This is a genomic window from Pseudomonas sp. Sample_24 (assembly GCF_004307605.1).
In the GTDB taxonomy this organism is placed as follows: domain Bacteria; phylum Pseudomonadota; class Gammaproteobacteria; order Pseudomonadales; family Pseudomonadaceae; genus Aquipseudomonas.
The window spans coordinates 40,898-55,707 of record NZ_RCNW01000114.1 but is presented as its reverse complement, the minus strand read 5'-3'; the positions used below and the strand labels follow the sequence as shown (position 1 = coordinate 55,707).

The window sequence follows — 14,810 nt, the reverse complement described above, 5'->3', positions numbered from 1 at the left end:
TGAAGAACGCCAAGGAAGAAGGCGTGAAATTCCTCTACAACCGCCAGCCGATCGCGATTGTCGGCGAAGACAAGGTCGAAGGCGTGAAGGTGGTCGAGACCCGTCTCGGCGAGCCGGATGCCCGTGGCCGCCGCAGCCCAGAGCCGATCCCGGGCTCCGAAGAGATCATCCCGGCCGATGCCGTGGTCATCGCCTTCGGTTTCCGTCCGAGCCCGGCGCCTTGGTTCGAGCAGTTCAGCATCCAGACCGACAGCCAGGGCCGCGTCGTGGCGCCGGAACAAGGTCAGTACAAGCACCAGACCAGCAACCCGAAAATCTTCGCCGGTGGCGATATGGTTCGCGGTTCCGACCTGGTGGTAACGGCGATCTTCGAAGGCCGCAATGCGGCTGAAGGGATCCTGGATTACCTGGGCGTCTGACCCCCGGTCGAAACTGCAACGCAATACCTGTGGGAGCTGGCTTGCCAGCGATGCAGAAACCTCGGTTTTCAACGTAGACCGAAGTGATGCCATCGCTGGCGAGCCAGCTCCCACAGTGCTTTGTGGTGTTGCGAGTTACGGGTTTCCCCGCGACAAATTGACCCGATAGACAAAAGGTGCGGCGCTTGCCGTGCCTTTTGCGTCCGGCTCTGAGAAAATGCCCGCACTTTTTTTCCGGATGCCGACATGACTGCCCTGAAGAACGACCGTTTCCTGCGCGCCCTGCTCAAGCAACCTGTTGACGTCACCCCTGTGTGGATGATGCGTCAGGCTGGTCGCTATCTGCCTGAATACCGCGCCAGCCGTGCCAAGGCCGGCGATTTCATGAGCCTGTGCATGAACCCGGCGTTCGCTTGCGAAGTCACGATGCAGCCGCTGGACCGCTATCCACAACTGGACGCGGCCATCCTGTTTTCCGACATCCTGACCATCCCTGATGCCATGGGCCAGGGCCTGTACTTCGAAACCGGCGAAGGTCCGCGCTTCAAGAAAGTCGTCAGCACCCTGGCCGACATCGAAGCCCTGCCGATCCCCGATCCACACAAAGACCTGGGCTACGTGATGGATGCGGTCAGCACCATTCGCCGGGAACTGAACGGGCGCGTTCCGCTGATCGGTTTCTCCGGCAGCCCGTGGACCCTCGCCACCTATATGGTCGAAGGCGGCTCGTCGAAAGACTTCCGCAAGACCAAAGCGATGCTCTACGACAACCCGCAAGCCATGCACCTGCTGCTGGACAAGCTCGCACAGTCGGTCACCAGCTATCTCAACGGCCAGATCATGGCAGGTGCGCAAGCGGTGCAGATTTTCGACACGTGGGGCGGCAACCTGTCGGCAGCGGCGTACCAGGAGTTCTCGCTGGCCTACATGAAGAAAATCGTCAGCGGTTTGATTCGAGAGCACGAAGGGCGCAAGGTGCCAGTGATCCTGTTCACCAAGAACGGCGGTCTGTGGCTGGAAAGCATCGCCGAGGCGGGCGCCGATGCACTGGGCCTGGACTGGACCTGCGATATCGGTAACGCCCGTGCCCGTGTCGGTGACAAGGTCGCGCTGCAAGGCAACATGGACCCGACCGTGCTTTACGCCAAGCCTGAAGCGATTCGCAATGAAGTGGGCCGCATCCTCGCCAGCTACGGCAAGGGCAGTGGCCACGTGTTCAACCTGGGGCACGGCATCACGCCGGAAGTCGACCCGGAACATGCCGGCGCGTTCTTGCGCGCGGTGCATGAGTTGTCGGCGCAGTATCACGAGTAACTGTTTTCGCGGTAATTGACAGCCTGTCCGGCCTGGCGCCCGACAGGCTTTTTCATGCCCACCTTTTGCTGTTTGCTTTTGGGTTACCGCTTGTAAGAACTATGTCGTCTCGTGTCAGAGTATTAGTCGTAGAGACTGTTCCCGCGGCTAGGAGAGACTTTCCCTACATAGAAAACGCCATCATCCAAGTAAGGTTTCAGACACTTGTTCATCCCCGAGGATGAGCAACATCGCAAACAGTGGCGCCAGCAATGCGCGCCTTAAATTTCGATAAGCAGTCTGGAATTCATTTGATGAAAAATACTTCTTACAAGGGAAGTGCGTTTGCTGCCTGCACTTCTTCAATGATCCTGTTATCGGCAATGTTGGCATCTCAAGGTGCTTTTGCTCATGGTTATCTGGAAACACCGCCGTCGCGTGCACTGGCCTGTCAGAAAGGTGTGAATACCAACTGTGGCGGCGCGCAATACGAGCCACAAAGTGTCGGTGAAACCTTCAAGGGCTTTCCCGCTGGTGTCGGTGGCGCGCCTTTGCAGGGGCCAGTCGATGGCAAGATTGCAAGCGGCGGTCACTCGAGCTTCTCCGCCCTGGACGCCCAATCAGCGACCCGTTGGCAACTGACGGAAATCAAGGACCGCACGATTGATTTCCAGTGGCGCTACACGGCCGCTCACCCAGCCACCAAACACGAATATTTCATTAGCCGAAACGGCTGGAACCCGAACGAAGCGCTCAAGCGTGCCACGTTCGAAAGCACGCCGTTCTGCACCATCGACGGCGGCAATCAGAAACCGTCAAACAGTGACAAACACAACTGCACCATCCCTGCTGACAAATCCGGTCACCACGTCCTTTTGGCAATCTGGACCGTCGGCGACACCGACGCCGCGTTCTACAACGTGGCAGACGTGAACATCCTGGCAGAACCCGAGCTGCCGGGTGGCTGGGCTTCCGTGGGCAGCATTTCGCCTTCGACCGCGTTGCTGGTCGGGGACAAGGTCAAGGCACGTGCGTTCTCCGCCAATGGCGAGAACCCTGAATACAGTGTCGAGATTGCCATCGAGTCGGCCGATGAAGGCTCGCCCGCCAATTGGTCGTTCAAGTTGGCAGAAGCTATCAACAAGGCTCATAAACTGGTTCGCGCAGGCGTTCGCGATGAAAGCGGCAACATCGAACCGGTCAAAGGTAACAACAGCGTATACGCACAGAAAGAAAGCGGCGTGACCCGTTACGAAGTGCAATTGAAGATGGAGGAAGATACCGCGGCTCGTCTCTCGGTAGCCTCGCAACAAGCTGAGTATGTGTTGGACAAAGGCCTGGCCAAGGTCGATTTCAGCATCATGTCCAATCGCAAGATGAACGTCGAAGCGACGTTGTTCGACGCGAGCAACAAGCCGGTTGGCTCCACTTCTGCTCAAGTGGACAGCGGTGCTTCCTGGCTGGCGATTGATGTTCGCAGTAATCCTGGAGCTCATACCCTGACCCTGGTCGGCACAACCCTCGACGGTCGGACCACTCGCCAGGATACCCAGACCACGAAACTGTCCGGTGAAGGTGCAGGCGTCGACTACGACTTCGTGTTCCCGGAAGGCATCAACGGCTACACCGCCGGGACCAAAGTGATGCATCCCCAAAGCGGCGACGTCTTTGAGTGCAAACCTTTCCCTGAGTCGGGTTATTGCAAGCAATTCAGCCCAAGCGCTAATGGATTTGAGCCTGGCGTCGGTGCGCATTGGCACATGGCGTGGAACAAACTCTAAATCCTTTCGCATGACTTCAGGTGGCCTGTGAAGGTCGCCTGGAGTTTTTTTGAACATCGAGTTGAAAATGACGGTTTTGGGTTACTCCAGGCAACGTGTGCTGCTGCACTGGATATCGGCCATGGTCATCGTTTGGACCTTGGCATCCGGTTTCTATGCAGCCGGCATTGATGTGCCGGCGCCGATCAAGCACCGGGTGGCTTTTATCAATGTTTCATTGACCACAGTGTTCATTCCGGTTTTCTTCTGGCGTTTTTTTATTTTTGCCTGGCATCTCCAGCACATGAATGTGCTGGCTTCAGCACTCATGGAACGGCTGGTATTGCTTGCTCACGTGCTGATTTATTTCACCGTAAGTCTGGTTTTGATCACGGGTGTCCTGATGATGGACCGCCCGATCGATGTGTTCGGCTTGTTCCAGATTGCTCAGCCGCTGGACGACGCCGACCTTCTCGCGCTGTTCACCACGGTGCATGTGTGGGCGTGTGGGGTGCTTGCGGCACTGATTGCACTGCACGTGGGCGCGGTGATCGTGCACGAGGCACGCGGGCACCGGATATTGCGACGGATGTCTCTGCGATTGTGCGGCAATCGTTCTAACGAAAGGTTCGAGTGATCCGCCAGTGAAGCATTCATTGAACGTAGCGGGCCGTTTTTGCCTACTGATGGTGCCCATTGGCTACGCGGTATTTCTGCTGTGGCAAGAGTGGCGTTTTCGTGAACATCTGGCCATGCCTCTGCCGGTTCTTGCGGCAGCGCCGTCGGCACCCTCCCAAGCGCCTTCGGATGCCACTGCCGTGGCAACCGTCATGGGGCTGATGAAAGGCACAACGTTGCTGGCCAGTGCCGAGCCACTGACCTTGCAGGCCAGTTTTGTCGTCAGCAACGGTGCGTCCAGAGCGTTGCTGGTCGATGCTCAAGGCTCGCGCATGTATCAGGTAGGCGAGCGCTTGCCGGGTGGCAGCGTGCTGCGTCGTGTCGAGGCGAATCAAGTGGTGCTGTGGAACAAGGGGCGAGAAGAGCGACTCGCACTGCTACCACCCGCCGAGCGTTCTCTGCGTCAACTCGAGTCGCCGGACGACCTGCACGACTCCGCTGTTCCCGCGCGTTATCTACACCCGTTATCCGGGCCGTCAGAGTGATCACAGTCATGAAGCTTTTCCTTGGCGTACGTCGTTTTCGCCCGCTGCTTTTGCTTGCGTTGTTGTTGAGCCTGGCCTTCCCCTGGGGACTTCAGGCAGCAGAAGAAAAATGGCAGTTGGCGATGAACAACGCCGAGCTGCGGGACATTGTCGAGGAAATTTCCAGCATTCTCGGCACTACCGTGGTGCTCGATCCCAGGGTCTCCGGGCGCGTCACGGTGATGTCCCGTCAGGCCCTCGATCGTGAGGGTGTTCGGCGCCTGTTCTACTCGGTGCTCGATGCCCATAACTTCACGGTCATCGATGAAGGCGACCGGATCCTGATCACGCCCGTGAGCGAAGCAAAAACTCGTGCCGGCATCGGTTCGGCAAAAAACACCACGGCGTCGCAATTCGTCACTCAGGTCATCGAATTGAACACCAGCAGTGCCAACGACATTGCAGGCCTGGTCAGGCCACTGGTCTCGGTCAATGGCTACGTCGGGCCTTCGGTATCCGCCAATGCGTTGGTGATAACCGACACGGCGGCCAATGCGCAACGAATCGCCCACGTGGTGCGACAACTGGATTCCGGGCAGAGCAGCATGCACGCCGTGGTTCAGCTGCGCCACGCTCAGGTCAGCGACGTGGTGTCGGTGATGGAATCGTCACTGGGCAAGCGTAATGCCGATACCTCGATTCAGGTGTTGGCTGACACGCGAACCAACCGTCTGATCCTCATTGGTCCGCCGGCGGTTCGCCAACGCTTGACCGAGCTGGCTCGTGGTCTGGATATCCCGGCGACCGAGACCCCGGACAACGCCAGGGTGATCCGTCTGCGTCACAGTGATGCCAGGCAGCTGGCGGAAATTCTGGAAAGCATGGGCCAGGGCCGAAAAGTCGCTCCGGCCGTTGGCGCAGGCAAGGACATCGCGCCCAGTACGACATTCATGATCAAGGCCGACGAGAGCCAGAATGCGCTGGTACTGATTGCCGAGCCGGCACAGGTCCGGACCATCGAAAGCATCGTGCGTCAGCTGGATCAGCCGCGAGCGCAGGTGCTGATCCATGCTGCCATCGTCGAGATTTCCGGCGACATTGCCGAAGCCGTTGGCGTGCAGTGGGGCTTGAACACTGGTGACGCGAAAGGCTTCATCAACTTTCCCGGCACCGACATTCCTATCGTCGGCGGGTTGAAGTTCGACGAGAAAAAATCGGCGCCGGAAGGCGCGCTGCTGCACCTGGGCAGTGATCGTTTCGGCGCGTTGATTTCAGCGCTGGCCAGCAATACCCATAGCAACCTGTTGTCCACCCCGAGCCTGTTGACCCTGGACAATCAGGAAGCGGAAATCATCGTCGGCCAGAACGTACCGTTCAAAACCGGTTCCTACGCCACCAACAGCAGTGGTGCGGACAATCCGTTCACCACGGTCGAACGCAAGGACGTCGGCATCAGCCTGAAGATCAAACCCTACATCAACGAAGGCTCGACCCTGCGCCTTGAGGTCGAGCAAGAGGTGTCGGATATCGCGCCGTCGGTTTCAGGCATCGACTCTTCAGACTTGATCACCAACAAACGCGCGCTCAAGAGCACCATTCTGGCCGATGACGGTGAAATCATCGTTATTGGCGGCCTGATCCGCGACAGCGTGCGTACGCAAAAAAGCGGAGTGCCGCTGCTGCGCGATATTCCATACCTGGGGGCGTTGTTTCGCTGGACCCGGGAAACGCAAACCAAAAGCAATCTGATGGTGTTCTTGCGGCCGACCATTGTGCGCAGTACAGAAGACCTCAGCGATGTCAGCCAGCGACGCTACAACGCACTGCGGGACTTGAGTCAGCCAGGGGCGCGGGAAAACAACTCGTTGCTGCTGCCAGCGGATGCGCGTCAGTTGTTTGAGCCGGTTTCCAATGCGCCGGTGTTCGACCTGCGCCAGTCGGCGCCACCGGCGCCATGAGCCGCCCGATGGAGGGTGCAGAGTCGTTGCCCTTTGGTTTCGCACGGCGTTTCGGCGTGCTGTTGGTGTGGGAGGAAGGCGAGCCCAGCATTGTGCTGCGCAGTGATACACCGCTGACCGCCCTGACCGAAGTCCGTCGGCGCTGTGCTCGGGACCTTCCGATGCGGCTGTTGCCTGCGGATGAGTTTGCGATTCGGCTGGCGATGGCATACCGCGAAGGCCAGAGCGCTGCCGAGCAAGTCGCTCAAGGGTTGGACGAAGAACTGGATCTGCTGAGCCTGGCGGACCAGGTACCGCAAACCGCCGACCTGCTTGAGCAGCAGGGCGATGCGCCGATCATCCGCCTGATCAACGCGCTGCTCAGTGAAGCGGTACGCGAGCATGCCTCGGATGTGCATCTGGAAACCTTCGAGCAGTACCTTTGCGTGCGTATGCGCGTCGACGGGCAGCTGCGGGAAATGCTTCGGCCACGGCGGGAACTGGCGACGCTGCTGGTGTCGCGGATCAAGGTCATGGCGCGGCTGGATATTGCCGAAAAGCGGGTGCCGCAGGATGGCCGAATAGCCCTGCGACTGGCCGGGCATGAAGTGGATGTGCGGGTTTCGACGTTGCCCTCAGCCCACGGTGAGCGGGTAGTCTTGCGCCTGCTCGACAAACAGGCCGGGCGCCTGGAGTTGTCGCGTTTGGGGATGCCGGATGACATCCTCTTGGCGTTGCAGCAATTGCTGAGTAAACCCCACGGGATTTTGCTGGTGACCGGGCCTACCGGTTCGGGCAAAACCACCAGCCTGTACGCTGCGTTGAGCAGCCTGAACGACCAGACTCGCAACATTCTGACGGTCGAGGATCCCATCGAATACCACCTGCCCGGCGTCGGGCAGATGCCGGTCAATCCGAAAGTCGACATGACCTTCGCCCGGGGGTTGCGGGCGATTCTGCGGCAGGACCCGGACGTGGTGATGGTCGGTGAAATCCGCGACCGCGAAACGGCGGAAATTGCCGTGCAGGCTTCGCTGACCGGTCATCTGGTGCTGTCGACGTTGCACACCAACAGCGCGGTCGGTGCCGTGACGCGTCTGGTGGACATGGGGGTGGATGCCTATCTGTTGGCCTCGTCACTGGTGGGGGTGTTGGCCCAACGGTTGCTGCGAACGTTGTGCCCGCATTGCAAGGCGCCGTACGGCGCTGATGCGGCGGCTTGCCAGCGACTGGGGCTGGGCAGGGCGACGACGTTGCAACTGTTCAGGGCCGTGGGCTGTGAACAATGTCAGCACGGTTATCGCGGGCGGATCGGCATCTATGAATTGATCAGCGTGACGCCGGCAATCTCGACGCTGATTCATCAGGGTGCCAGCGAGCAGGCATTGACCGACGAAGCTCGCAAGGGAGCGCGCAGCCTGTTTCAGGATGGCCGACAGCGGGTGATCGACGGCCAGACCAGCCTCGACGAGTTGCTGCGCGTGACTCGGGAGGACTAGGACGTGCCGACCTTCGATTACCGCGCAGATGATGCTCAGGGCCGTCGCTGCAAAGGGCGGCTGGAGGCCGATAGCCCTCGCCACGCCCGGCAACTGTTACGTGCGCGTGGGCTGTGGCCCCGCGACGTGAGTGAGATCCGGACTGCTGGCGGCATGAATTCCACACCGGGCGCTGGGCGGCTGAGTGCCGCCGATCTGGCACTGCTGACATTGCAGTTGTCGACATTGGTTCAGGCGGGTTTGCCTCTGGAAGAAGCCCTCGAGGCTGTCGCGAAACAAAGTGCCAGACGTCGGATTGCCGGGCTGCTGTCAGCCGTCAGAAGCCGGGTGATGGAGGGCCATGCACTGGCCGCGGCGCTGGCGCAATTTCCCAAGGCATTCCCTGAATTGTTCCGCGCCACCGTGGCGGCCGGTGAACGTTCGGGCCATTTGGGGCATGTGCTGGAGCAACTGGCGGCGTACACTCAGGCCCGCCAGGCGTCGCGACAAAAAATTCAGATGGCCCTGGTGTACCCGTTGATCCTGATGCTCGCCAGCGTTGTCATCGTCGGCTTTCTGCTGGGTTACGTGGTGCCGGACGTGGTGAAAATCTTCGTCGACAGCGGGCAACCCTTGCCCTGGCTGACCCGGGCCTTGATCAGTGTCAGTAACGGGCTGCGCAGCCATGGCCTGTGGCTGTTTGGCGTGCTGGCGATGGTGGGCGGCCTTTGGCGCTGGAGTCTGCGTCAGCCGCTCTGGCGGATGCGTTGGCATCGGTTGGTCTTGAATCTGCCGATCGCCGGTCAGTTGCTGCGGGAAATGGAAGCCGCACGGTTCGCCAGCACCCTGGCAATTCTCGGTAAAAGCGCGGTTCCCCTGGTCGACGCACTGGAAATCGCCGCCGCTGTGATCGGCAACCTGAGCATTCGCGCGCGCATGGCCGACGTTGCCCGTGCGGTCCGCGAAGGCGGCACCCTGACCCGTGGCCTGGAAATCAGCGGCGATATCCCGCCGATGATGCTGCACATGATCGCCAGTGGCGAACGGGCCGGCGAACTCGACCGCATGCTCAGCCGCGCCGCCGAACAACAGGAAAGCAGCCTCGCCGCGCGGATCGCGCTGGTAGTGAGTCTATTCGAGCCCGCGATGCTGGTGCTGATGGGCGGCGTGGTGCTGCTGATCGTGCTGGCGATTCTGCTTCCGATACTCAGCCTCAACCAATTGGTGAATTGATCCATGAACGCTTTACGTCGCAGTCCTTTGCAACGCGGTTTTACCCTCATCGAAATCATGGTGGTGGTGGTCATCATCGGCATTCTGGGGGCCATTGTGGTACCGCAGTTCATGAGCCGTCCCGATCAGGCCAAAGTCACCGCCGCCAAAGTCGACATCCAGGCCATCGCCACTGCCCTGGAGATGTATCGCCTCGACAATTTCAACTATCCCTCGACGCAACAGGGGCTTGAAGCCTTGAGCAAACGCCCGTCCGGCCTGCCTGCAGCGCGCAACTGGAACCCCAATGGCTACTTGAAATCTGTGCCGGTGGATCCGTGGAATACACCCTATCAGTACCTCAATCCCGGTGTGCAATCGGTCGACGGCACTTACGATTTGTACTCCCTTGGTGCCGATGGCGTGGTGGGCGGTGAAGGGCATGCGGCCGACATCGGCAACTGGGGCGGTTGATTGATGCCGCGTCGTTGTCGAGGATTTACCTTGCTGGAATTGATGATCGTGATCGTATTGATCGGCGTGCTGGCGGGCATGGTCAGTTTCGCCACCGGCATGAACCCCGCGCAACAGGCTCGACGCGAAGCGGACGCCCTCGCCGGGGTCATTCGGCAATTGCGCGAAAGAGCGGTCATCGACGGGCAGGAATACGGCGTGCGCTTGAGTGCCGAAGGATACCGGGCGATGCGGCTCGAGGTGCGGGGTTGGGAAGCGCTGACCGCTGTTTATCGATGGCCCGATCATCTGCGGTTGCGCCTGAAGCAGGATGGTTATTCCGTCAGCCTGGGCGCTGACGAAGGCCCGCCTCAACTACTGATGCTGAGCAGTGATGAAACCAGCACGTTCACATTGACGTTCGAGGCCAGGGACCGGATCTGGTCGAGCCTTTCCAGCGATGGCATTGGTGAGGTGGTGATTGATGGTTAAGCCCTGTCTGGCCTCACGCATGGACGGCTTCACTCTGCTGGAGATCATGGTGGCGCTGGCGGTTTTTGCGACCCTGGCGACTGCTGTGCTGTCTGCGAGCCAATACGTGGTCAAGCAATCGGCTGTCGTCGAACAACGGCTGTTGGCGGCGTGGGTGGCGGACAATCAACTCAATGAACTGCGTCTGCAATCCGCTCCAGCCAATGGGCAGTCGCAGCACACGGTGCACATGGCCAGTCGCGACTGGCTGCTGCGCCAGCGTGTTGGTGACAGCTCGGAGCCGCGCCTGCTCACAGTCGACATTGAAGTCAGCCTGGCCGATCGTGACCAGTCCCTGCATCAAGTCAGTGCCTGGATCGCTGATCGTGATGAATAAGCAGATCGGGTTCACCCTGTTGGAACTGGTGATCGCCATGGCGATCTTCGCCGTGTTGGGGCTGGCCAGCTGGACGCTGTTCGATGGTGTGGTACGGGTGCAGCAGGGCAGTACTGCCCATGAGCGTGAGTTGCGTAGTTTGCAGCGCGCCATCGCCGTGATTGAGCGTGACGTGCTGCACATCACGCAACAGCCAGTCGTATTGCAACAGACGCAATTGCAATGGCAGCGCGGCAATTGGCGCAACCCGCTGGACCTGCCGCGCAGCGAGCGGCAAGCGCTGACTTACCGTCTCGACAATGGCGCGTTGTGGCGAGAGAGCCGGGCAGAAGGCTCGTCGGTGGTGCAGCGGCAAAAGCTGCTCGATGATGTCCGCGACTTGCGTTGGCGTCTGTTCGACGCTCGCACCGGCTGGCGCGGCGACTGGCTTACCGCAGAGGCACCGCTGGCCCTGGAAATGCAGGTATCGACGGGACGATACCAGGCGATCCGTCGAGTGATGTTGTTGCCGGGTGCACTGTTGTGAGGACACGCCAACGCGGTGTGGCGCTGATCAGCGTGTTGCTGGTCATGAGCCTGGCACTGGTGATCATCGGTGGCGTGCTGCGCAGCCATCGACTGTTGCTGCAAAGCACCGGGCAACAACTGCATCAACTGCATTTGCGTCAGCTCGGCATGGCCGGAGAAACCTTGGCGCTGTCATTGTTGATGGCACAGCACAAAGACAGCGACCGTCTACCTGATCAGATCCCGGCTTTCGTCATGGAGGACGCGCAGATCAGCTTTGCCATCGAGGATCTGGCCGGACGCTTCAATCTTAATGCCCTGTTGATTCAGGGGCAGGTTGATCAGGTCACGCTCAAGCGTTGGGCGCGCTTGTTGGCGCTGCTGGAACTGCCCGAGCTGCACCTGGAGCAAGTCGGTGCCTTGCGAGATCTGAGTCAGTTGCGCCTATTGCCCGATATCGACGGTGAACATCTGCGTCGACTGGAACCTTGGGTCGCGTTGTTGCCCGTGGGCGCTTCGCTGAACATCAACACGGCCCCGGCGCTGCTTCTGCGCACACTGGACGGTGTCGAAGCGGCCGCAGCGGATGCATTGCTGCGCCAGCGCTCGACGACGCCCTGGTCGAGCGTTCAGGCCTTCACCCAGGACCCGCTGTTGTCAGGCAAAGGCTTGAGCAGCCACGGCCTGGGCATCGACAGCCGCTGGTATCGAATCACCGTCCACGTCACCCACGGGCAGAGCCGTCTGCGCTTGACCACCGATGTCGAACGCGACCCCAAGACGCGCCAATTGAACATTCTGCAACGGCGGTTACTGCCGTCGAACAGCAACGAGATAGCGCAATGAAAAACTGGCTCTACCTGACCCCGCAAGGCCTGGCTGTACCTTCGGCGCAGTGGCCCTGCTGCAGGTGGTCTGCAACCGGTCAACGACAACCCATGACCCTGAGCGACGCAGCACAGACACTGAAAGGCCAACCCGTAGATCTGTTGCTTCCCATGGAATTGTGCAGTTGGCTGTGCAGTGAACCCTGGCCGTCCCGACGCGCTCCCGATGCACAAACCCTCGCTTTCGCCATTGAAGAGCAATTGAGCGAAGCACTGGAGCATCTGCACCTGAGCATTGGCGTGCGTGACCCACTGGGGCGTTATCCGCTGATGTTGATTGACCGGGAGCAATTTGCCGCTGTACTTGCGCTGCTGAGAGAGGCGGGAATTGACGTGCGCTCGGTGTGTATCGACGCCGACGTATTGCCTCGGGATCAAGCGCTCGGCATCTGGTGGTTCGGCCGCTGGTTGCTCGGTGGGGGGCTGCCCGCTCGCCTGACACTGACCGATGACGGATTGGCGTTGATGAGGCCTCATTTGCCCTCGGACATCCAATGGCGCGATGAGCGTCAGGCAAACACCGAGTGTGATCAATGGTTGATGCGGGAACAGGGCCAGGCGATCAATTTGTTGCAGGGCGATTTCGCCCCACGGGGTATCCGCCTGCCTTGGCGCCTCGGCGTAATCGCGATGCTGCTGCTTGCACTGCTGAACTGGGGCGCGAGTGAAACGCGTGTCCGTTTTCTCGACAATCAAAGTCGTCAGCTCTACAGCCGCAGTGAGCAACAGTTCAAGACGTTGTACCCCGAGCAGACCCGCATCGTCGACCTCGCGGCACAACTCAAAAACCTGCAAAGCCAAGGCGCACAGGCGCAAGGCGGGCGGATTGCAGGATTGGTCAGACTGGTCGAGCAAGTGATCGGTGCCAGCGATGTCGAAGTCCGGCGCATCGAGTTTCGCGAGGGCGATGGCTGGCGAATCCAGCTGACGGCCAGCAACTTTGCCGAACTGGAGCTGCTGCGCGAACGGGGTCGACAGCAAGGTCTGCCGGTTCGGCTCGACAGCGCAAACAAGGAGCACAACAACCGGGTGCAGGCGACTCTGACCGTGGAGCAAGGCGCATGAAATTGAGCGGATTGAGCACAATCGCTGCAAAGTTTCAGCGGCTTTCTTTGCGCGAACGAAGACTGCTATTGGCACTGGGTGTTTTAGTGGTGGGCGTTCCGGCATACCTGCTGATTTGGCAGCCAACCCAACAACGACTCGCAACAGCCGAACGCCGCTATCAACAACAATGGACACTCGCGGCGCAATTGCAGCAGGCACAACCCCTTGGCGTTGCGCAATCAGCCAACCAGCCGCTGTCACGGCGCATCAGCGACAGCGCTACGGCGGCAGGCCTTGAATTGCATCAGATGGACAGCGACAACGATCAATTACGCCTGACCCTCAGCGGCGACGCCATGGCGCTGTTGCCATGGCTGGACCGCCTCGAACGCGACGGCTCCACACTGCAATCGCTGACACTGGAGGCGCGCGATGGATTGCTGGAGGCGCGGGTGGTGCTCAGATAGCAGCGCTTGCGGGTAACGGCGGCAATTTCGCCAGTTTCAGCGCCACCAGCAGTGCAATCACCAGCAGTGAGCCGATGAACAGGCCGATGCCGTTCCAGCCGCCCAGGTGCCAGAACACCCCGCCCGCCGTGCCGGCAATGCTCGATCCAGCGTAGTAGCTGAACAGATACAGCGACGACGCCTGTCCTTTGGCCCGGGTGGCACGGCGGCCGATCCAACTGCTGGCGACCGAGTGGGCGCCGAAGAAGCCGAAGGTGAAAATCAGCATGCCGATAATCACCAGCGGCAGCGGGGTAAACATCGTCAGGGCGAGGCCGCCGAGCATCAGCACGATGGTGCTCCAAAGCACTTTGCGCCGTCCGAGCTTGTCAGCCAGCGAGCCGATTTTCGCCGAACTGTAGATACCCGACAGGTACACCACCGAGAGCAGGCCGACGAAGGCTTGTTCCATGTGATACGGCTCGGCCAGCAAGCGATAGCCGATGTAGTTGAACAGCGTGACGAACGCGCCCATCAGCACGAACGCTTCGAGAAACAGCAACGGCAGGCCGGCGTCGCGAAAGTGCATGGTGAAACCGTCCAGCAGGCTGCGCGGATGCAATGAGCGGGCGCGGAAATTGCGTGATTCAGGGAGGATTTTCCAGAACACTGCCGCGGCAATCAGCGCCAGGCCACCGATCACCAGCATTGCCGTGTGCCAGCTGACGAAGTCGATCAACACCCCGGTAATCAGCCGACCGCTCATCCCGCCGATGGCGTTGCCGGCGATGTACAGACCCATGGCCAGACCGATGTGTTGTGGGTGAATCTCTTCGCTCAAATAGGTCATCGCGACCGCCGCCAAGCCGCTCAATGACAGCCCGATCAGCGCACGCATGACCAACACGCCGTGCCAGCTCGGCATCATCGCGCTGGCCATGGTGCACAGGGCGGCGGCAAACAGCGCCGCAACCATTACCGGCTTGCGTCCGATACGGTCGGAGACGGGACCGGTGATCAGCAGGCCGATGGCAAGCATGCCCGTAGCGATCGACAGAATCAGGCTGCTCTGCGCCGCGTTGATGGAGTATTCGCTGGACAACAGCGGCATCATCGGCTGCACGCAATAGAGCAGGGCGAAAGTGGCAAAGCCGCCACAGAACAGTGCCAGTACCGTGCGCATGAACGCCGGCGTGCCTTTTTCGATGTAGATGTCCATCCGTTCAGTAACGACATCGTCCTGTGCAGCGGGTGGAACTTCATGGGCGAGTGGGGCGACAGCAGTTTTCACGTTGGACCTCGGAGCAGCGCAGCCGGTCAGGCAATGAAAAAAGCATATAGCTGGCTAATGATTCAATCCA

The 14,810-nt window shown here is 60.1% G+C and carries 16 protein-coding genes; 15 read left to right on the top strand and 1 reads right to left on the bottom strand.

The features are described 5' to 3' along the window. From D8V06_RS05650 to gspM, 15 genes are all read left to right on the top strand, one after another. Positions 1-419: FAD-dependent oxidoreductase (locus tag D8V06_RS05650; RefSeq protein ID WP_177434378.1), on the top strand; the 419-nt coding region annotated here is incomplete at its 5' end. Positions 420-665: 246 nt separating this feature from the next. Next, complete coding sequence (gene hemE / locus D8V06_RS05645) at positions 666-1,733, top strand: uroporphyrinogen decarboxylase (protein ID WP_056852270.1); 1,068 nt, start codon at positions 666-668, stop codon at positions 1,731-1,733. A gap of 293 nt (positions 1,734-2,026) precedes the next feature. Next, positions 2,027-3,493 (top strand): N-acetylglucosamine-binding protein GbpA, encoded by a 1,467-nt coding sequence (gbpA, locus tag D8V06_RS05640; RefSeq protein WP_130930585.1) that lies wholly within the window; start codon positions 2,027-2,029, stop codon positions 3,491-3,493. A gap of 49 nt (positions 3,494-3,542) precedes the next feature. Beyond that, a complete protein-coding gene (locus D8V06_RS05635) occupies positions 3,543-4,109 on the top strand; it encodes a cytochrome b/b6 domain-containing protein (protein ID WP_347238546.1) in 567 nt (188 codons plus the stop codon). Between the two features lie 7 nt (positions 4,110-4,116). Continuing rightward, positions 4,117-4,635 carry a type II secretion system protein N gene (locus tag D8V06_RS05630; protein ID WP_241667781.1) on the top strand — a complete coding sequence of 173 codons (519 nt, stop codon included), beginning with the start codon at positions 4,117-4,119 and terminating at the stop codon, positions 4,633-4,635. Positions 4,636-4,643: 8 nt separating this feature from the next. Then, complete coding sequence (gspD, locus tag D8V06_RS05625) at positions 4,644-6,572, top strand: type II secretion system secretin GspD (protein ID WP_130930584.1); 1,929 nt, start codon at positions 4,644-4,646, stop codon at positions 6,570-6,572. After that, the gene (gspE, locus tag D8V06_RS05620; RefSeq protein WP_130930583.1) at positions 6,569-8,050 is read left to right on the top strand and encodes a type II secretion system ATPase GspE; all 1,482 of its coding nucleotides are present in this window, start codon (positions 6,569-6,571) and stop codon (positions 8,048-8,050) included. The genes gspD and gspE overlap by 4 nt, the downstream gene beginning before the upstream one ends. Before the next feature lie 3 nt (positions 8,051-8,053). Next, positions 8,054-9,262: a type II secretion system inner membrane protein GspF gene (gspF, locus tag D8V06_RS05615; protein WP_130930582.1), complete on the top strand. Its 1,209-nt coding sequence runs from the start codon at positions 8,054-8,056 to the stop codon at positions 9,260-9,262. A gap of 3 nt (positions 9,263-9,265) precedes the next feature. Next, positions 9,266-9,715: a type II secretion system major pseudopilin GspG gene (gene gspG, locus D8V06_RS05610; protein WP_056852275.1), complete on the top strand. Its 450-nt coding sequence runs from the start codon at positions 9,266-9,268 to the stop codon at positions 9,713-9,715. 3 nt (positions 9,716-9,718) lie between these two features. Then, the gene (gspH, locus tag D8V06_RS05605; RefSeq protein WP_056852276.1) at positions 9,719-10,186 is read left to right on the top strand and encodes a type II secretion system minor pseudopilin GspH; all 468 of its coding nucleotides are present in this window, start codon (positions 9,719-9,721) and stop codon (positions 10,184-10,186) included. Next, positions 10,179-10,562 (top strand): type II secretion system minor pseudopilin GspI, encoded by a 384-nt coding sequence (gene gspI, locus D8V06_RS05600; RefSeq protein WP_130907000.1) that lies wholly within the window; start codon positions 10,179-10,181, stop codon positions 10,560-10,562. Before gspH ends, gspI begins: the two co-directional genes overlap by 8 nt. Beyond that, complete coding sequence (locus D8V06_RS05595; protein WP_130907001.1) at positions 10,555-11,088, top strand: type II secretion system protein GspJ; 534 nt, start codon at positions 10,555-10,557, stop codon at positions 11,086-11,088. Before gspI ends, D8V06_RS05595 begins: the two co-directional genes overlap by 8 nt. Further along, positions 11,085-11,915, top strand: a complete 831-nt coding sequence (locus D8V06_RS05590) for a type II secretion system protein GspK (protein ID WP_130903913.1) — start codon at positions 11,085-11,087, stop codon at positions 11,913-11,915. Before D8V06_RS05595 ends, D8V06_RS05590 begins: the two co-directional genes overlap by 4 nt. Continuing rightward, a complete protein-coding gene (gspL, locus tag D8V06_RS05585; protein ID WP_130930581.1) occupies positions 11,912-13,021 on the top strand; it encodes a type II secretion system protein GspL in 1,110 nt (369 codons plus the stop codon). The genes D8V06_RS05590 and gspL overlap by 4 nt, the downstream gene beginning before the upstream one ends. After that, positions 13,018-13,470, top strand: a complete 453-nt coding sequence (gspM, locus tag D8V06_RS05580; protein ID WP_241667780.1) for a type II secretion system protein GspM — start codon at positions 13,018-13,020, stop codon at positions 13,468-13,470. The genes gspL and gspM overlap by 4 nt, the downstream gene beginning before the upstream one ends. Here the strand turns inward: gspM and D8V06_RS05575 are convergent. Then, on the bottom strand, positions 13,463-14,740 hold the full coding sequence (locus tag D8V06_RS05575; RefSeq protein WP_130930580.1) for an MFS transporter: 1,278 nt from the start codon (positions 14,738-14,740) through the stop codon (positions 13,463-13,465). The two genes, gspM and D8V06_RS05575, sit on opposite strands and share 8 nt — an antisense overlap. Between the last annotated feature and the right edge of the window lie 70 nt (positions 14,741-14,810).